16 protein-coding genes are annotated in these 18,200 nt (G+C 67.3%); 12 read left to right on the top strand and 4 right to left on the bottom strand.

Annotation, left to right across the window (positions count from 1 at the left end; genetic code table 11):
- Positions 1 to 21 precede the first annotated feature (21 nt).
- The 3 genes from carA to greA are packed head-to-tail and all read left to right on the top strand — an operon-like array spanning position 22 to position 4,851.
- Entirely contained in the window at positions 22 to 1,149 is a 1,128-nt protein-coding gene (gene carA / locus RHOFW104R8_RS00380) for a glutamine-hydrolyzing carbamoyl-phosphate synthase small subunit (protein ID WP_068090388.1), read from the top strand.
- Position 1,150: 1 nt separating this feature from the next.
- Entirely contained in the window at positions 1,151 to 4,378 is a 3,228-nt protein-coding gene (carB, locus tag RHOFW104R8_RS00375) for a carbamoyl-phosphate synthase large subunit (RefSeq protein WP_068090387.1), read from the top strand.
- The gene (greA, locus tag RHOFW104R8_RS00370; protein ID WP_068090385.1) at positions 4,375 to 4,851 is read left to right on the top strand and encodes a transcription elongation factor GreA; all 477 of its coding nucleotides are present in this window, start codon (positions 4,375 to 4,377) and stop codon (positions 4,849 to 4,851) included. The genes carB and greA overlap by 4 nt, the downstream gene beginning before the upstream one ends.
- Positions 4,852 to 4,953: 102 nt before the next feature.
- On the opposite strand, the gene ykgO is transcribed toward greA, so the two are convergent.
- The 4 genes from ykgO to RHOFW104R8_RS00350 form a co-directional block, all read right to left on the bottom strand.
- A complete protein-coding gene (ykgO, locus tag RHOFW104R8_RS00365; RefSeq protein ID WP_007508267.1) occupies positions 4,954 to 5,079 on the bottom strand; it encodes a type B 50S ribosomal protein L36 in 126 nt (41 codons plus the stop codon).
- A 64-nt stretch (positions 5,080 to 5,143) separates the two neighbouring features.
- Entirely contained in the window at positions 5,144 to 6,055 is a 912-nt protein-coding gene (locus RHOFW104R8_RS00360; RefSeq protein WP_068090380.1) for a LysR substrate-binding domain-containing protein, read from the bottom strand.
- 259 nt (positions 6,056 to 6,314) lie between these two features.
- Positions 6,315 to 8,333 (bottom strand): NADPH-dependent 2,4-dienoyl-CoA reductase, encoded by a 2,019-nt coding sequence (locus tag RHOFW104R8_RS00355; RefSeq protein ID WP_068090375.1) that lies wholly within the window; start codon positions 8,331 to 8,333, stop codon positions 6,315 to 6,317.
- 86 nt (positions 8,334 to 8,419) lie between these two features.
- Positions 8,420 to 8,680, bottom strand: coding sequence for an acyl-CoA-binding protein (locus tag RHOFW104R8_RS00350; protein WP_068090373.1), 261 nt, complete (start codon positions 8,678 to 8,680; stop codon positions 8,420 to 8,422).
- A gap of 111 nt (positions 8,681 to 8,791) precedes the next feature.
- On the opposite strand from RHOFW104R8_RS00350, the gene cmk reads away from it, so the two are divergent.
- From cmk to RHOFW104R8_RS00305, 9 genes are all read left to right on the top strand, one after another.
- On the top strand, positions 8,792 to 9,472 hold the full coding sequence (gene cmk / locus RHOFW104R8_RS00345) for a (d)CMP kinase (RefSeq protein WP_082823470.1): 681 nt from the start codon (positions 8,792 to 8,794) through the stop codon (positions 9,470 to 9,472).
- 176 nt (positions 9,473 to 9,648) lie between these two features.
- Positions 9,649 to 11,322 (top strand): 30S ribosomal protein S1, encoded by a 1,674-nt coding sequence (gene rpsA, locus RHOFW104R8_RS00340; protein WP_068090371.1) that lies wholly within the window; start codon positions 9,649 to 9,651, stop codon positions 11,320 to 11,322.
- 74 nt (positions 11,323 to 11,396) lie between these two features.
- Positions 11,397 to 11,696 carry an integration host factor subunit beta gene (locus RHOFW104R8_RS00335; RefSeq protein ID WP_068090368.1) on the top strand — a complete coding sequence of 100 codons (300 nt, stop codon included), beginning with the start codon at positions 11,397 to 11,399 and terminating at the stop codon, positions 11,694 to 11,696.
- Between the two features lie 155 nt (positions 11,697 to 11,851).
- Positions 11,852 to 12,106 (top strand): lipopolysaccharide assembly protein LapA domain-containing protein, encoded by a 255-nt coding sequence (locus RHOFW104R8_RS00330; protein ID WP_068090366.1) that lies wholly within the window; start codon positions 11,852 to 11,854, stop codon positions 12,104 to 12,106.
- Positions 12,103 to 13,275: a lipopolysaccharide assembly protein LapB gene (lapB, locus tag RHOFW104R8_RS00325; RefSeq protein ID WP_068090364.1), complete on the top strand. Its 1,173-nt coding sequence runs from the start codon at positions 12,103 to 12,105 to the stop codon at positions 13,273 to 13,275. The genes RHOFW104R8_RS00330 and lapB overlap by 4 nt, the downstream gene beginning before the upstream one ends.
- A gap of 7 nt (positions 13,276 to 13,282) precedes the next feature.
- A complete protein-coding gene (locus tag RHOFW104R8_RS00320) occupies positions 13,283 to 14,305 on the top strand; it encodes a glycosyltransferase family 4 protein (RefSeq protein WP_068090456.1) in 1,023 nt (340 codons plus the stop codon).
- Positions 14,292 to 16,190 (top strand): nucleoside-diphosphate sugar epimerase/dehydratase, encoded by a 1,899-nt coding sequence (locus tag RHOFW104R8_RS00315; protein WP_068090362.1) that lies wholly within the window; start codon positions 14,292 to 14,294, stop codon positions 16,188 to 16,190. The genes RHOFW104R8_RS00320 and RHOFW104R8_RS00315 overlap by 14 nt, the downstream gene beginning before the upstream one ends.
- Positions 16,187 to 17,077, top strand: a complete 891-nt coding sequence (galU, locus tag RHOFW104R8_RS00310; RefSeq protein ID WP_068090360.1) for a UTP--glucose-1-phosphate uridylyltransferase GalU — start codon at positions 16,187 to 16,189, stop codon at positions 17,075 to 17,077. Before RHOFW104R8_RS00315 ends, galU begins: the two co-directional genes overlap by 4 nt.
- Positions 17,078 to 17,186: 109 nt before the next feature.
- Positions 17,187 to 18,200: FAD-binding oxidoreductase (locus RHOFW104R8_RS00305; protein WP_068205417.1), on the top strand; the 1,014-nt coding region annotated here is incomplete at its 3' end.

The following is an 18,200-nucleotide window of genomic DNA, read 5'->3' as shown; positions in this document are numbered from 1 at the left end:
CATCCAAAAGGCGGTTACCGTATGCCTCAACCTGCCCTGCTGGCCCTCGAAGACGGCAGCGTGTTCCATGGTCACGCCGTCGGCGCCACCGGCGAAACCGTCGGCGAGGTGGTCTTCAACACCGCGATGACCGGCTACCAGGAGATCCTCACCGATCCTTCGTACAGCCGGCAGATCGTCACCCTGACTTACCCGCACATCGGCAACACCGGCATCAACGCCGAGGATGCCGAGTCCACCGCCGTGCACGCCGCCGGCCTGATCGTGCGCGACGTGCCGCGCCGGGCCAGCAGCTGGCGCAGCAGCGAAAGCCTGCCGGACTACCTGAAGCGCCACGGCATCGTCGCCATCGCCGGCATCGACACCCGTCGGCTCACCCGCATCCTGCGCGACAAGGGCGCACTGGCCGGCTGCATCGCGGCAGGCGAGCAGGTGGACGCCGAGGCTGCGCTGGCCAGGGCGCGCGCGTTCCCCGGCCTCAACGGCATGGATCTGGCCAAGGTGGTCAGCACCACCAGACCCTACCGCTGGACGGAAGGCAGCTACGACCTGGATCGCACCGCCTTCAACCAGCCGTCCAAACGCTTCAAGGTGGTGGCCTACGATTTCGGCACCAAGCTCAACATCCTGCGCCTGTTGGCCGAACAGGGCTGCGACATTACCGTGGTGCCGGCACAGACGCCCGCTGCCGAAGTGCTCGCCATGAAACCCGACGGCGTGTTCCTGTCCAACGGTCCGGGCGATCCGGCGGCGTGCGACTACGCCATCGAGGCCACCAAGCAGCTCATCGACGCGAAGATCCCGCTGTTCGGCATCTGCCTCGGCCACCAGCTGATGGGCCTGGCGCTGGGCGGCAGGACACTGAAGATGAAGTTCGGCCACCACGGCGCGAACCATCCGGTGAAGGACCTGGACGACGGCCGCGTGCTGATCACCAGCCAGAACCACGGTTTCGCGGTGGACCCGGCCACGCTGCCGGCGAACGTGCGCGTCACCCATACCTCGCTGTTCGACGGCTCGCTGCAGGGCTTCGCGCTTACCGACCGCCCGGCGTTCTGCTTCCAGGGCCACCCTGAAGCATCCCCCGGTCCCCACGACATCGGTTACTTGTTCGACCGGTTTGCCAAGCTGATGCAGGAGGCCCGCTAAGATGGCCAAGCGTACCGATATCAAGAGCATCCTCATCATCGGCGCCGGCCCGATCGTGATCGGCCAGGCCTGCGAGTTCGACTACTCCGGCGCGCAGGCCTGCAAGGCGCTGAAGGAAGAGGGCTACCGGGTGATCCTGGTGAACTCCAACCCCGCCACGATCATGACCGATCCGGAGACCGCCGATGCGGTCTACATCGAGCCGATCAACTGGCAGACGGTGGAGCGCATCATCGCCAAGGAGCGTCCCGACGCGGTGCTGCCCACCATGGGCGGCCAGACCGGCCTCAACTGCGCGCTCGACCTGGCCGACCACGGCGTGCTGGAGAAGTACGGCGTCGAGCTGATCGGCGCCAAGCGCGACGCCATCCGCATGGCCGAGGACCGCGAACTGTTCCGCGTGGCGATGGCCGAGATCGGGCTGGAGTGCCCCAAGGCCGCGGTCGCCAAGTCGTTCGAGCAGGCGGTGGAGATCCAGGCCAAGGTGGGTTTCCCGACCATCATCCGCCCCAGCTTCACGCTCGGCGGCTCGGGCGGCGGCATCGCCTACAACGTCGAGGAGTTCGAGGAGATCGTCAAGCGCGGCCTCGACCTTTCGCCGGTGCACGAGGTGCTGGTCGAGGAGTCGGTGCTGGGCTGGAAGGAATTCGAGATGGAGGTGGTCCGCGACACCGCGGACAACTGCATCATCGTCTGCTCGATCGAGAATCTCGATCCGATGGGCGTGCACACCGGCGACTCGATCACCGTGGCGCCGGCACAGACGCTCACCGACAAGGAATACCAGCGCCTGCGCGACGCCTCGATCGCCGTGCTGCGCAAGATCGGCGTGGACACCGGCGGCTCCAACGTGCAATTCGGCATCAACGCCGAAAACGGCCGCGTGGTGGTGATCGAGATGAACCCGCGCGTGTCGCGTTCGTCGGCGCTGGCCTCGAAGGCCACCGGCTTCCCGATCGCCAAGATCGCCGCGAAGCTGGCCGTCGGCTACACGCTGGACGAACTGAAGAACGACATCACCGGCGGCCTCACCCCGGCCTCGTTCGAGCCGACCATCGATTACGTGGTCACCAAGATCCCGCGCTTCGCCTTCGAGAAGTTTCCGGCCGCCGACGCGCGCCTCACCACCCAGATGAAGTCGGTGGGCGAGGTGATGGCGATCGGCCGCAGCTTCCACGAGTCGCTGCAGAAGGCGCTGCGCGGGCTGGAGATCGGCAAGACCGGCCTCAACCCGACCGGGCTGGACATCAGCACCGAGGCGGGCCTGGCCACGCTCAAGCGCGAGCTGCGCGAGCCGCGGCCGGATCGCGTGTTCCACCTCGCCGACGCGTTCCGCGCGGGGCTCACGCTGGAGGAGGTGTACAGCCTCAGCCGCGTCGACCCCTGGTTCCTCGCCGCATTCGAGGACATCGTGCTGACCGAGAAGGAGGTGCAGGCGCAGGGCGTCACCGCACTCGACGCCTCGCGCATGCGCGAGCTCAAGCGCATGGGCTTCGCCGACGCCCGCATCGCCGAACTGACCGGTTCCGGCGAAGCCGCCATGCGCCACCTGCGCCGCACGCTGGGTGTGCGCCCGGTATACAAGCGCGTAGATTCCTGTGCGGCCGAGTTCGCCACCACCACCGCCTACATGTACTCGACCTACGAGGAAGAGTGCGAGGCGAACCCGACCGATCGCGACAAGATCATCGTGCTCGGCGGCGGCCCCAACCGCATCGGCCAGGGCATCGAGTTCGACTACTGCTGCGTGCACGCCGCGCTGGCGCTGCGCGAAGACGGGTTCGAGACCATCATGGTCAACTGCAACCCGGAAACCGTCTCCACCGACTACGACACCTCCGACCGGCTGTACTTCGAGCCGCTGACGCTGGAGGACGTGCTGGAGATCGTCGACCTGGAGAAGCCCAAGGGCGTGATCGTGCAGTACGGCGGGCAGACCCCGCTGAAGCTGGCGCGCGCGCTGGAAGCGGCCGGCGCGCCGATCATCGGCACCTCGCCCGATTCCATCGACCTGGCCGAGGACCGCGAGCGCTTCCAGCAGATGATCGTGAAGCTGGGGCTGCGCCAGCCGCCGAACCGCACCGCGCGCAACGCCGACGAGGCGCTGGCGCTGGCGCGCGAGATCGGCTATCCGCTGGTGGTGCGTCCCAGCTACGTGCTGGGCGGCCGCGCGATGGAGGTGGTCTACGACGATGCCGACCTCTCGCGCTACATCCGCGAGGCGGTGCAGGTATCCAACGATTCGCCGGTGCTGCTCGACCGCTTCCTCGACCACGCGGTGGAGGTGGACGTGGACATAATCGCCGACGCCGGCGGCAACGTGCTGATCGGCGGCATCATGGAGCACATCGAGGAGGCCGGCGTGCATTCGGGCGACTCGTCCTGCTCGCTGCCGCCGTATTCGCTGAGCGCCGAGGTGCAGGACGAGATGCGCAGCCAGGTCGCCGCGATGGCGAGGGAGCTGAAGGTCATCGGCCTGATGAACACCCAGTTCGCGATCCAGGGCGACACCGTGTTCATCCTCGAGGTGAATCCGCGCGCCTCGCGCACCGTGCCGTTCGTGTCCAAGGCCACCGGCGTGCCGCTGGCGAAGATCGCCGCGCGGGCGATGGCCGGCAAGTCGCTGGCCGAGCAGGGTGCCACCCGCGAGGTGATTCCGTCGTACTTCTCGGTGAAGGAGGCGATCTTCCCGTTCCTGAAATTCCAGAACGTCGACCCCATCCTCGGCCCGGAGATGCGCTCCACCGGCGAGGTGATGGGCGTGGGCCGCAGCTTCGGCGCCGCCTTCGCGCGCGGCCACGACGCCGCCGGCATCAAGACGCCGCCGCAGGGCAAGGTGTTCGTGTCGGTGCGCGACGCCGACAAGGATCGCCTGCTGCCGGTGGCGCAGGAAGTGCTGAAGCGCGGTTTCAGCCTCGTCGCCACGTCCGGCACGGCGGCGTACCTTGCCGCGCATGGCGTGGCCTGCGAGCGCATCAACAAGGTGATCGAGGGCCGTCCGCACATCGTCGACCTGATCAAGAACGGCGAGATCGTCTATATCGTCAACACGACCGAGGGCAAGCAGGCGATCGCGGATTCGTTCTCGATCCGGCGCGAGGCGCTGCAGCAGCGCGTCACCTATTCCACCACCGTCGCGGGTGCGCGCGCACTGGTCCACTCGCTGGATTTCCACGGCAGCGAGGACGTGCACAGCCTGCAGGAATTGCACAAGGAGCTCAGCGCATGAGTCGCGCCCCCATCACCAAGACCGGCGCCGAGCGCCTGCGCAGCGAACTCGAGCGCCTGAAGTCGGCGGACCGCCCGCGCATCATCGCGGCGATCGCCGAAGCCCGTGCGCACGGCGACCTGAAGGAGAATGCGGAATACCACGCCGCGCGCGAGCTGCAGAGCTTCACCGAGGGACGCATCGCCCAGTTGGAGGCCCTGCTGTCGACGGCCGAGGTGATCGACGTGGCCCAGCTCAGGTCGGGCGGCCGCGTGGTGTTCGGCGCCACAGTGGACCTGGAGGACGAGGATACCGGCGCGGCAGTGACCTATCAGATCGTCGGCGATCTGGAGGCGGACATCAAGCAGCGGCTGATTGCCGTGTCCTCGCCGATTGCCCGTGCGCTGATCGGCAAGAGCGCGGGCGACAGCTTCGAATTCACTGCACCGAACGGCGTCAAGCACTACGAGGTCGTCGACGTCCGTTATGAGTGAACAGTGCCGTGGCTTCCGGCGGCGTTGTCCGCCGGAGCGGATCGGCATCCACGAAAAAGGCCGCTTGCGCGGCCTTTTTTCGTAGCACCGTCGGGCACTGGCTCAGCGCTGACGGGCCTTGAAACGCGGATTGCTCTTGCAGATCACGAACACCTTGCCGCGACGGCGCACAACCTTGCAGTCGCGATGCCGCGCCTTGGCGGACTTCAAAGAGTTAAGCACCTTCACGGCCAGCTCCTGACACTAAAAAAGAAAAATGTAAGCACGCAATTCTAACCGTTCCAATGACTTGTCACAAGCCCGGCGCGACGGCCGTTTCCGCCACGGTGGCCAGGAACTGCTGCAAGGCGGGGGAATGGTCGTCGGCACGGCAGGCCACGGCCAGCAGCAGGAAGGCATCGGGGTCTTCCAGTGGCGCGTAGCAGACGCCGGCCAGGCGCACCGCGCGCATGCTGGCCGGGACCAGGGCCAGTCCCAGACCGGCGGCAACCAGGGCCAGCAGGCCGTTGATCTGTTGCGCATGCTGGGTGATCTCCGGCCGGAAGCCGGCCCGGGTCGCCAGTTCCACCAGCCGGTCGTAGAGGGTGGCGGCGAGTTCGCGCGGTTGCGACACAAAGGCATTCCCGGCCGCCTCGACCAGGCGCAGGCTGCTGCGGCCGGCCAGGGGATGGCCCACGGGCAGGGCGAGCAGCAGCGGCTCACGATCGATCACGCTGAGCCGCAGGCCGCGAACGTCCTGGGCGTGGAGCGGTTCGTCGCGGACAAAGCCGACGTCGATCTGGCCGGCGAGCAGGGCGGCGAACTGCGGCTCGGTGTACATCTCGCTGAGTTGCAGGCGCACGTTGGGCGCGATCTGGCCGAAGCGCAGCAGGGCCTGCGGCATGGCCGGATGGAACGAGACCGAGACCGTATAGGCCAGCCGCAGCTGGCCGCTGTAGCCGGCCGCCGCGGCCACCACCTGGCTGCGCGCCTCGTCGACCTTGGCCAGGATCTGCCGGGCCTGTTCCAGGAAGACCCGACCCGGCTCGGTCAGGGCCACGCTGCGTTTGGTACGTTCCAGCAGGCGCACGCCCAGGTCCTGTTCCAGCGACTGGATCTGCTGCGACAGCGGCGGCTGCGACAGGTGCAGCCGCAAGGCCGCCCGGGTAAAACTCAGCTCCTCGGCGACGGCGACGAAGTAGCGCAACTGGCGGAGATCAAACATATAGTGATTTTATATTAATAACGATCTAAATATATATTAGATACTTTATTGCGTCGATCATAAAATCACCCACGTCCCGCCACTTCCCCTCCCTCCCCCTAGTGGCGGCGGCCCTCGCCCCGCAGCGACGCTAGATACGACATCTGGTTCACCTCCCCCCTGAACCCATGTCGATGCGTCTTCCCTGCGGGGCGCTTTCTTCTTCGCGACCGATGCCGCTGCCCGATGGCAGCGGCATCGGCGCATCTGCTGCCGCAAGCTAGATCACGCTGGCCAATCGCGTGCCCTGGTCGATCGCACGCTTGGCGTCCAGCTCGGCGGCGACATCGGCACCGCCGATCACGTGCACCTTCATGCCGGCGGCGATCAGCTCGTCGGCCAGCCGGCGGTTCGGCTCCTGGCCGGCACAGACCACCACGTTGTCGACCGGCAGGAGCTGCGGCTTGCCGTCGATGGTGACGTGCAGGCCCTGGTCATCGAAACGTTCGTAGCCGACCTTGCCCAGCATGGCCACCCGCTTGGCCTTGAGCGTGGCACGGTGCACCCAGCCGGTGGTCTTGTTGAGACGTGCGCCGGGGCGACCCTCGCTGCGCTGGAGCAGCCAGACCTGCCGCGCCGGCGCTTCCGGCTGTGCCGGCTGCAGGCCGCTGCGTTGCCGCAGCTGCATGTCCACGCCCCATTCGCGGGTCCAGCGGGCAACGTCGGTGGTGGGCGAGGGAGCATGTTCGACCAGGAACTCGGCCACGTCGAAACCGATACCGCCGGCGCCGATGATCGCCACCCTGGCGCCCACCGGCCGTTGCCGGGCCAGCACGTCGAGATAGCCCAGCACGCGTGGATCGTCGCTGCCGGGGAAGCTCACCTGGCGCGGCGTGATGCCGGTGGCGATCACTACCTCGTCGTAGCCGCCGGCGCGCAGCGAGGCAGCGTCCGCCGCGTGGCCGAGCCGGACGTCGACGCCCGTATCCGCCAGCCGATGGCGGAAGTAGCGCAGCGTCTCGTGGAACTCTTCCTTGCCCGGGATCCGCTTGGCGTAGTTGAACTGGCCGCCGATCTCGCCGGCCTGGTCGATCAGGGTCACCGCATGGCCGCGCTCGCCCAGCGTGCTGGCACAGGCCATGCCGGCCGGCCCCGCGCCGACCACGGCGATCCACTTGCGCACGCCGGCCGGTTCGACCTCCAGCTCGGTTTCGTGGCAGGCGCGCGGGTTGACCAGGCAGCTGGCGCGCTTGTTCTGGAACACGTGGTCGAGGCAGGCCTGGTTGCAGGCGATGCAGGTGTTGATGCGCTCGCTGCGCCCGGCCTTCGCCTTGTTGGCCCAGGCGGGATCGGCCAGCAGCGGACGCGCCATCGAGACCATGTCGGCCTCGCCGCCGGCGAGGATGCGTTCGGCCACGTCCGGCATGTTGATCCGGTTGGTCGCCACCAGCGGGATCGCCACCTCGCCCTTGAGCTTCTGCGTCACCCAGGCGAAGCCGGCGCGCGGCACGCTGGTGACGATGGTCGGTATGCGCGCCTCATGCCAGCCGATGCCGGTGTTGATGATGCTGGCGCCGGCCGCCTCGATCGCCCTGGCCAGGGTTGCGATCTCGTTCCAGTCCTGGCCGCCCTCGACCAGGTCGAGCATCGACAGCCGGTAGATGATGATGAAGTCGTGGCCCACCGCTTCGCGCGTGCGACGCACGATCTCGACCGGGAAACGCATGCGCCGGGCCGCGTCGCCGCCCCAGGCATCGCTGCGCCGGTTGGTGCGCGCGGCGATGAATTCGTTGATCAGGTAGCCTTCCGAACCCATCACCTCGATGCCGTCGTAACCGGCGTCCTGCGCCAGCCGCGCGCAACGCACGAAGTCGCCGATGGTGCGCTCCACGCCGCGCGCGGACAGCGCCCGCGGCGTGAACGGGGTGATCGGCGACTTGATCCTCGACGGCGCCACCGACAGCGGGTGATAGCCGTAGCGGCCGGCGTGCAGGATCTGCAGGCAGATGCGCCCGCCCTCGGCGTGCACGGCGCCGGTGAGCTTGCGGTGGCGCGGCTTGTGCCAGGGCATCGTGAGCCGGCCGCCGAATGGCTTCAGCCAGCCCTCGATACTGGGCGAAATGCCGCCGGTGACCATCAGGCCCACGCCGCCGCGGGCGCGTTCGGCGAAATAGGCGGCCAGCTTGTCGTAATCGCTGGCCTTGTCCTCCAGCCCGGTATGCATCGAGCCCATCAGGATGCGGTTGGGCAGGGTGACGTGACCGAGGTCCAGCGGGGCGAACAGGTTCGGGTAATTCATGCGATCCACGCGAGACTCAAACGATCGTATGAATGTGCCGGTGTTCAGTGTTTGAAAGCAAGCGCCGCGTGCGCACGCGGCCGGGATCAGGCCAGCAACTGGTCGACCAGCGCGATGTAGCGGCGCATGGCTTCTTCCTCGGGTACGCCGCACAACTGCACCCAGGCCTCGTGCTTGGCCGTGCCGATGAAGTCGAAGAAGCCGGGCTGGGCGGCACGCTTGAGATCACCCTCCGAACCCTGCTTGTAGAGGGCGTAGAGCTTCAGCAGGGTGTCGTTGTCGGGGCGCTTGGACAGGCGCTGGATGTTCCCGGCGGCTTGTTCGAACTCGCGGCGGAGATCGGTCATAAGGCAGATCGGGCACGGCCGGATAACGGGAAGATCGGCTAGATAGCACGCGTTCCGGGTGGGGTCAACGCGTTAAACTGCCGTTTCTCCCAGCCAGTCCAGGACTCCGCCATGAGCCATGCTCCCGCCGTTCCCGTACTCACCATCGATGGGCCGTCGGGATCGGGCAAGGGCACCGTCAGCGCCTTGGTGGCCGAGCGGCTGGGCTGGCGGTTGCTGGATTCCGGTGCACTGTACCGTGCCGTGGGCTACGCCGCCGGCGCGGCCGGGCTGGATCTGTCGGACGTGGAGGCGGTGACCCGCTGCGCGCAGGGCACGAAGATCCATTTCCGCGCGGCCAGCGACGGTGGCGCGCCCCGGGTGATCGTCAACGGGCATGACGCAACCGACGAGTTGCGCACCGAGACCGCCGGTGCGGCGGCCTCGGCGATCGCCTCGATGCCGCCGGTGCGCGAGGCCCTGGTGGCGCTGCAACTGGGCTTCCGCAAGGCACCTGGCCTGGTCGCCGACGGGCGCGACATGGGCACGGTGATCTTCCCGGATGCCGCACACAAGGTTTTCCTCACCGCGAGCGCCGCCGAGCGGGCGAAAAGGCGCTATAAGCAGTTGAAGGAAAAGGGACTCAGCGTTACACTTGCCGGCCTTCAGCGAGAAATTGAGGCGCGTGACAGCCGCGATGCATCACGTGCGGTTGCGCCGCTCAAGCCTGCCGAAGATGCCGTGCTGGTGGACACCACCGGGATGGGCATCGACGAGGTCGTCGCGGAAGTACTTGCCGTCGTGCAGTCCTGAGCGGATTGCGCGGCGGTTTCTGTGCCCCTGCCGCGGCAGGGGTTTTGACCAATGGTGACGACGGCCGGTTCTGCGGAACCGCCTGAAGGCACCCTCAACCGGTGGACCGGGAAGTTCGTGCGCAACCACCAACCCAGCGCAACGGACCCAAGGTCTTTTCCCACTATGGAATCAACATGACTGAAAGTTTTGCCGAACTGTTTGAACAGAGCCAGCAGGCCATCTCCAAGCTGAAGCCCGGCGCCATCGTCACCGGCATCGTCGTGGAAATCCGCAACGACGTCGTCGTGATCAATGCCGGCCTGAAGAGCGAAGGCATCGTCCCGATCGAGCAGTTCAAGAGCGAGGACGGCGTGCTGGAGGTGCAGGTGGGCGACGAGGTGAAGGTTGCCCTCGAAGCCCTGGAAGACGGTTTCGGCGAGACCAAGCTGTCGCGCGAGAAGGCCAAGCGCTCGATGGTGTGGGACGACCTGGAGCAGGCGTTCGACAAGGAAGAAACGATCAAGGGCATGATCTCCGGCAAGGTCAAGGGCGGCTTCACCGTCGACATCAAGGACGTCCGCGCGTTCCTGCCGGGCTCGCTGGTCGACGTGCGCCCGGTGCGCGAGCCGACCTACCTCGAGGGCAAGGAACTCGAGTTCAAGATCATCAAGCTGGACCGCAAGCGCAACAACGTGGTGGTCAGCCGCCGCGCCGTCGTCGAGACCGAGTTCTCCGAGGAGCGCGAGAAGCTGCTGGAGCGCCTGACCGAGGGCGCGGTGGTCAAGGGCACGGTCAAGAACCTCACCGACTACGGCGCATTCGTGGACCTGGGCGGCATCGACGGCCTGCTGCACATTACCGACATGGCGTGGAAGCGCGTGCGCCATCCGTCCGAAGTGGTCAATGTCGGCGACGAGCTGGACGTGCGCGTGCTGAAGTACGACAAGGAGCGCAACCGCGTTTCGCTGGGCCTGAAGCAGCTGGGCGACGACCCGTGGGTCGCCATCGCCCGCCGCTACCCGGTCGGCAGCCGCCTGTTCGGCAAGGTCTCCAACGTCACCGATTACGGCTGCTTCGTCGAGATCGAGCCGGGCGTGGAAGGCCTAGTGCACGTGTCCGAGATGGACTGGACCAACAAGAACGTCAACCCGGCCAAGGTGGTGCAGGTCGGCGACGAGACCGAAGTGATGGTGCTTGACGTGGATGAAGAGCGTCGCCGCATCTCGCTGGGCATCAAGCAGACGCGTTCCAACCCGTGGGAAGCGTTCGCCGCCATGCACAAGAAGGGCGACAAGGTCTCCGGCCAGATCAAGTCGATCACCGACTTCGGCGTGTTCATCGGCCTGGACGGCGGCATCGACGGCCTGGTGCACCTGTCCGACATCTCCTGGCAGATGTCCGGCGAAGACCTCGTGCGCAACTTCAAGAAGGGCGACGAGATCGAGGCCGTGGTGCTGGCGGTGGATCCGGAGCGCGAGCGCATCAGCCTCGGCATCAAGCAGATGGAGCAGGATCCGTTCGGCCAGTTCATGGCGGCGAATCCGCGTGGCAGCATCGTCAACGGCACCGTCAAGGAAGTCGATGCGAAGGGCGCCGTGATCGACCTGGGCGAGGGCGTGGAGGGTTACCTGCGCGCCAACGACATCGCCAAGGAGCGCATCGACGACGCCACCCAGCACCTGAAGGTGGGCGACAAGGTCGAGGCCAAGTTCACCGGCATGGATCGCAAGGGGCGCCAGCTGGCGCTCTCGATCCGCGCCAAGGACGAGGAAGACGCTCCCGACACGTCGGCGGATTACTCGTCCGCGGCCAGCGGCACGACCAAGCTTGGCGCGCTGCTCAAGGAGCAGTTCAACAAGGCCGACTGATCGTCGATACCAGCCTGACGCGGGGCGGCGGCCCACCGCCGCCCCGTCGTTCCATGTCACGGACATTGGGGCCCATGACTAAATCCGAATTGATCGAAGCGCTCGCCAGGCGCCAGACCCATCTCGCGTTCGCCGATGTCGAGATGGCGGTCAAGAGTGTCATCGAGCAGATGAGCCATGCCCTGGCTCACGGCGAACGCATCGAGGTGCGCGGGTTCGGCAGCTTCGCGCTGCATTACCGGCCGCCGCGCATGGGGCGCAACCCCAAGACGGGCGAGGCCGTGGCGCTGCCCGGCAAGCATGTGCCGCACTTCAAGCCGGGCAAGGAGCTGCGCGAACGGGTCAACCTGGATCTGGAGCAGGAGGTCGGCTGACCGACCGCTCAGACCAGACCGAAGGCAGGCGATGCGAGTCGGTCCTGCCTTCTTTTTGCCCGGAATCCGCGGTCGCCCGCGGCGGCATGAATCATTGCCGCATGGACGGATTGCGCCGCCTGTGCCTGTCACCATCAATCGGGTAAAGTCGCGCCATGCGCCCGCTCGCCATCGTCATCCTCGTGATCTTCGTCGCCGCCGGCCTCGTGCTCGGGGCGCTCAATGCCGATCTCGTCGACTACGACCTCGCGTTCGCCCGGATGCAATTGCCCAAGGGGGCTGCCCTGCTGGGTGCCATGGTGATCGGCTGGCTGCTGGGCGGGCTTACCGCCTGGGTGGGCGTCAGCATGCGTCAACGCCGCCAGCGCCGGCAGCTGCGCGCAGACCAGAAGTCGCCGCTCGCGCCATGAATCACCTGTATGTCCTGGCCGCACTGATTCCGGTCGCGTTCGTCCTGGGTTGGTGGGCCTCCCGGCAGATCGGCGTGCGCCGCTCCGGCGCCGAAGTCAGCGAGCTGTCCTCGGATTATTTCCGCGGCCTGAACTACCTGCTCAACGAGGAGCAGGACAAGGCGATCGAGGTTTTCCTCAAGCTGGCCGAGTACAACCGCGACACCGTCGAGACGCACCTGGCGCTGGGCAACCTGTTCCGCCGCCGCGGCGAGGTGGACAGGGCGATCCGGCTGCACCAGCACCTGGTCTCGCGGCCGGGCCTGACCGACGCGATGAAGACGGTGGCCCTGCTGGAACTGGGCGAGGATTACATGCGCGCCGGCTTGCTGGATCGCGCCGAGGCGCTGTTCTCCGACCTGGTGGCGATGGACGCGCATGCACCGTCGGCGCTGCGCCACCTGATCGCGATCTACCAGCACGAGCGCGACTGGCACAAGGCGATCGAGCACGCGCGCCGGCTCGAGGTGATGACCGGCGAGGACGAGGCGCCGATGATCGCCCAGTTCTACTGCGAGCTGGCCGACCGCTCGCGCCAGCATGGTGCGCGTGCCGAGGCCCGCGACTACCTGCGCCAGGCGTTCGAATGCCAGCCGGATTGCGTACGTGCGTTCATGCTGACCGGCCGCCTTCTGTCCGAAGACGGCCAGCATGCCGAGGCGGTGACCGCGTACGAAGCCGCGATCAATGCCGATATCGCGTTCACCCCGGACATCCTGCCGCCGCTGCTCAACAGCTACGCCCGGTCGCAGCAGATGGAGCGCGCCGAGGGTTTCCTGCGCGACATGCTCGGCCGCTACCACGGCGTCTCGCCGGTGCTGGCGCTGACCCATCTCTACCGGCAGCGCGACGGCGAGCGCGCGGCCGTCGATTTCCTCACCGCGCAGTTGCGGCTGCGGCCGTCGGTGCGCGGCCTGATGGCGTTGATCGACGCCACCATGGACAAGATCGAGGGCGAGGCGCGCGAGAATTTCCTGATCCTGCGCGACCTGACCCGCAAGCTGCTGGAGGGCCAGGCGATGTACCGCTGCAGCCGTTGCGGCTTCGGCGCCAAGGCGCATCACTGGCAATGCCCGAGCTGCAAGAACTGGAGCACGATCCGCCCGATCCACGGCGTCGCCAGCGAGTGACATGAGCATGTACACGACCATCGGATGGTTGCTGGCCGGCTTCTCGATCACCGTGCTGCTGGTACGCGGCGCGGTCGTCTACGCGCGCCGGCGCGGCATGCTCGACCAGCCCGGACAGCGGCGCTCGCACCGCCTGCCGACTCCCCGCGGCGGCGGCATCGGCATTGTCGTGGCGATGCTGATCTGCCTGCCGGGCGTGCTGTGGAGTCTGCCGGCGGCGTGGCCGGGAAACGTGATCGCGGGCCTGTGCGGCGCACTTCTGCTGGTGGCGCTGGCCGGTTGGTGGGACGACCACCGCTCGCTGCCGGCGTTGCCGCGGCTGGCTGCCCAGTTGCTGGGCGTCGGCCTGTTTTCGTCGACCCTGCTGGCAACCGGCCTGACGTGGTGGTGGCTGCCGCTGCTGCTGCTCGCTGGCGCCTGGAGCGTCAACCTGCACAACTTCATGGACGGCATCGACGGCCTGCTGGCGCAGCAGGCGATCTTCGTCGGCGCCGGCCTCGGCCTGCTGGCATGGTCCGCGGCCCAGCCGGCGCTGGCGCTGGCGGCGGCGCTGCTGGCGGCTGCCGCGCTGGGCTTCTGGTGCTTCAACCGGCCGCCGGCGCGGATCTTCATGGGCGACGTCGGCAGCGGCAGCCTCGGCTTGCTGGTCTTCGCCTTCAGCGCGATGTTGTGGCGGGTGGAGCATGCCTTGCTGTGGCCGGCGCTGATCCTGTCCTCGGCCTTCGTGGCGGACGCCAGCCTGACCTTGCTGACACGCATCCGCCACGGGCGGCGCTGGTACACTGCACACCGCGAACACCTGTACCAATGGCTGGTGCGTCGCGGGGGAACGCATGCCGGCGCGGGGACGGCCTATCTGGGCTGGAACCTGCTGATCGCCGCACCACTGGCCTGGTTGGCACGGAGTCATCTGCACATGGCGCTGCCGATTACCATAGCGGTCTATCTCGGCGCGACGGCCGCATGGCTGTCGCTGAAACGTCGCTGCCTGCGACGCCACCAGCCCAAGGGGCGTCATGTCGCTGCGTAGATTCGTCGGTTTCATCCATCCGCGCATCGCCGTCGTGCTGCACGACCTGGTGATGACGGCGCTTGCCTGGTGGATCGCCAAGATGCTGCGCTATGCGCTGAAGCCGGACGAGGTCGTCCACTTCAGCGCGCTCGGATTCCCCATCGTGTTGCTGGTGCAGGGCATGGTCTTCCGCTGGACCGGGCTGTACCGCAGCGTCTGGCGCTTCGCCAGCCTGCCGGACCTCTGGAACATCGTGCGTGCCGTGGCGATCGGTACGCTGCTCATCGGGGTGGCGTTGTTCCTGTACAACCGCCTCGAAGGCGTGCCGCGTTCGGTGCTGGTGCTTTATCCGGTGCTGCTCGCGACCCTGCTCGGTGTCCCCCGGCTGGCTTATCGCTATTGGAAGGACAGCCGCAACGACCTGCTGCACAACCAGTCCGCGAAGCGGGTGTTGATCGTGGGGGCGGATCGGGCCGGCGAAGTGCTTTCGCGCGACCTGCGCCGCGACAGCCGCTACGCCGTGGTCGGTTTCGTCGACGACGAGCCCGGGTTGCGTGGCGCCATCATCAATGGGCACCCGGTACTGGGACGTTTCGACCAGTTGCCCGAAGTGGCCCGCGAGGCCGCCGTCGACATGTTGCTGATCGCCTTGCCCGGGGCCACGACGGCCGAGATGCGCCGCGTGGTTGCGCTGTGCGATACCACCGATTTGCCGTACCGTACCGTGCCCCGGCTGGAGGACGTGGTTGCCGGCCGCGCCCAGTTCAACCAGATCAAGGAGGTGGCGATCGAGGACCTGCTCGGCCGCGACACGGTGGAACTGGATTGGACGGCGATCCGCGATACCCTGAGCGGGCGCCGCGTGCTGGTCACCGGCGGCGGCGGCTCGATCGGCTCGGAGCTGTGCCGCCAGGTTGCCCGCCTGGGCGCGCAATCGCTCACCGTGGTGGAGCAGAGCGAATACAACCTGTACCGGATCGGCCAGGAACTGCGTGCGGATTTCCCCGAGATGGTCTTCGACGGCATCCTGGCCAACTGCGGCGACCAGACCGCGATGGAAAAGGCGTTCGCGGAGGTACGGCCGCAGGTGGTGTTCCATGCCGCCGCCTACAAGCATGTGCCGATGCTGCAGGGGCAACTGCGCGCGGCGTTCCGCAACAACGTGCTGGGCACCCGCACGGTGGCCGATGCGGCCTGCGCGAGCGGGGTCGAATGCTTCGTGCTGATCTCCACCGACAAGGCGGTCAACCCGACCAGCGTGATGGGCGCCTGCAAGCGCGTTGCCGAGATCTACTGCCAGAATCTCGACGCGCACACCGATACGCGCTTCATGACGGTGCGGTTCGGCAATGTGCTGGATTCGGCCGGCTCGGTGGTACCGCTGTTCCGCCGGCAGATCCGCGAGGGTGGCCCGGTTACCGTGACCCACCCGGAGATCTCGCGTTACTTCATGACGATCCCCGAGGCGTGCCAGCTGATCCTGCAGACCGCCAGCATCGGCAAGGGTGGCGAGATCTACGCGCTGGACATGGGCGAACCGGTGAAGATCCGCGACCTTGCCGAGCAGATGATCCGCCTCGCCGGCAAGAAGCCGGGCAGCGAGATCCCGATCGTCTACACCGGCCTGCGCTCCGGCGAGAAACTGTTCGAGGAGCTGTTCCATCCGCTGGAAAACTACAGCGCCACCGTCCACGCCAAGATCTTCCTGGCGCAGCACCGCGAGGTGTCGTGGGAGCTGCTGCGGGCACTGCTGTCCAAGGCCGCCGAGGCGGTCGACGATTTCAACGAAGAAGAGCTTCGCCGCTGCGTGTCCAGTCTGCTGCCGTCGTTCCGCTGGAGCGAGTCGGCGCAACCGGACAACGTGGTGTCGATCCGCCGCGCCAATCCGGAGATCAATGAGTGAGCAAGCCCCTGCGCAAAGTGGTGTTTCCCGTGGCCGGGCTCGGCACGCGCTTCCTGCCGGCGACCAAGGTGGTCGCCAAGGAAATGCTGCCGGTCCTCGACAAGCCGCTGATCCAGTATGCCGTCGACGAGGCGGTCGATGCCGGTGCCGATACCCTGGTCTTCGTCACCAACCGCTACAAACACGCGATCGCCGACTATTTCGACAAGGCCTACGAGCTGGAATCGAAGCTGCACGAGAAGGGCAAGGATGAACTGCTGGCGCTGGTGCAAGGCACCCTGCCGCGTCACGTGCGGGCGATCTTCGTGACCCAGCCGGAGGCGCTCGGCCTGGGCCATGCCGTGCTGTGCGCCAAACCAGTGGTCGGCGACGAGCCGTTCGGCGTGGTGCTGCCCGATGACCTGATCTGGAACGGCCAGATGGGAGCAGGTGCCGGCAAGGGCGCGCTGCGGCAGATGGCCGAACTGGCCGATGCGCAGCAGGCCGGCGTGATCGCCGTCGAGGAAGTGCCGCACGACGAGACTGACAAGTACGGCATCGTCGACGCCACGCCGGTCGACGACCGCAGCGCACTGATCCGCAGCATGGTGGAAAAGCCCAAGCCGGCCGACGCACCGTCGAACCTGGCCGTGGTGGGCCGCTACGTGCTGCCCGGGCGCATCTTCCAGCTGCTGGAGCAGACCACGCCGGGCGCAGGCGGCGAGATCCAGCTCACCGATGCGATCGACGCGTTGCTGAAGGAACGGGGCAAGGTGCTGGCCTACCGCTTCGAAGGCATCCGTTTCGACTGCGGCAACAAGGCAGGCCTGGTGCGCGCCACCATGCACATGGCGATGCAGGATCCGAAACTCGCGCCCACCGTGCGCGCATTCCTCGGGCAGCTTTGAATCCGCCGCGGCTCATGCCGGCCCGCCGCATGAGCCGCGTGCCGCCGGCGTTCCCGTTCGAGGCCCGTGCCTGCCCGACCCGGGGCATCGAACTGGCCACCGTCGTGACATGAAACCGTCCATCTCCTACTACCGCGCCACGGCCACGCCATATGCCGCCTACGCCCCGCTGCAGGGCAACGCGCACGCACGCGTCGCGGTGATCGGCGGCGGCTTTGCCGGGTTGAACACGGCCCTGGGGCTGGCCGAGCGCGGCGTGCGCGAGGTGGTGCTGCTGGAGCGCGAACAGGTCGGCTTCGGTGCGTCCGGCCGCAACGGCGGCTTCGTCTTTGCCGGCTATTCGCTGGGCGAGCAGTCGTTGCTCGACCAGTTGGGCGAGGCGCGCGCGCGGGTATTGTTCAAGCTCACCACCGAGGCGGTCGGGCGGATCCGCCGGCGCATTGCCGATTACGCGATCGCCTGCGACATGGTCGACGAAGGCGTGATCTGGGCCAACTGGTTCCGCGACCCCGCCGTGCTGCGCCAGCGCCAGCAGTTGCTGGCCGAGCATTACGGCGCTTCCTGGCAGTGGCTGCCGGAGACCGAGCTGCGCGCACTCGTCCGCAGCGAGCGTTACCACGATGGCCTGTACGAACGCGACGCGCTGCACCTGCATCCGCTCAACTACGCGATCGGCCTGGCCGCGGCGGCGGCGGGGCAGGGCGTGCGCATCCATGAGCAAAGCGGCGTGCGCAGCCTCTCCCGCGAGGGCCTGCAGTGGCGCGTGCGCACCGCGCAGGGCGAACTGCTGGCCGACCAGGTGGTGCTGGCCTGCGGCGGCTACCTGGCAGGCCTGCGCAAGCCGGTCGACCGGGCGATCCTGCCGATCGCCACCTACGTGATGGTCACCGAGCCGCTCGGCCGGCGCCTGGACGAGTGCCTGCATACGCGCGCGGCGATCTACGACAGCCGCTTCGCGTTCGATTACTACCGCGCGCTGCCGGATACCCGGCTGCTCTGGGGCGGGCGCATCTCGGTGCTCAACCGATCGCCGCGCGCGGTGCGGCAGCTGCTGATGAAGGACCTGCGGCGGGGGTTTCCGCAGCTGGCCGGCGTGCAGGTCGACCATGCCTGGTCAGGGCTG

Source organism: Rhodanobacter sp. FW104-R8, assembly GCF_001617365.1.
In the GTDB taxonomy this organism is placed as follows: Bacteria; Pseudomonadota; Gammaproteobacteria; order Xanthomonadales; family Rhodanobacteraceae; genus Rhodanobacter.
This window is presented reverse-complemented; position numbering and strand designations above follow the sequence as displayed.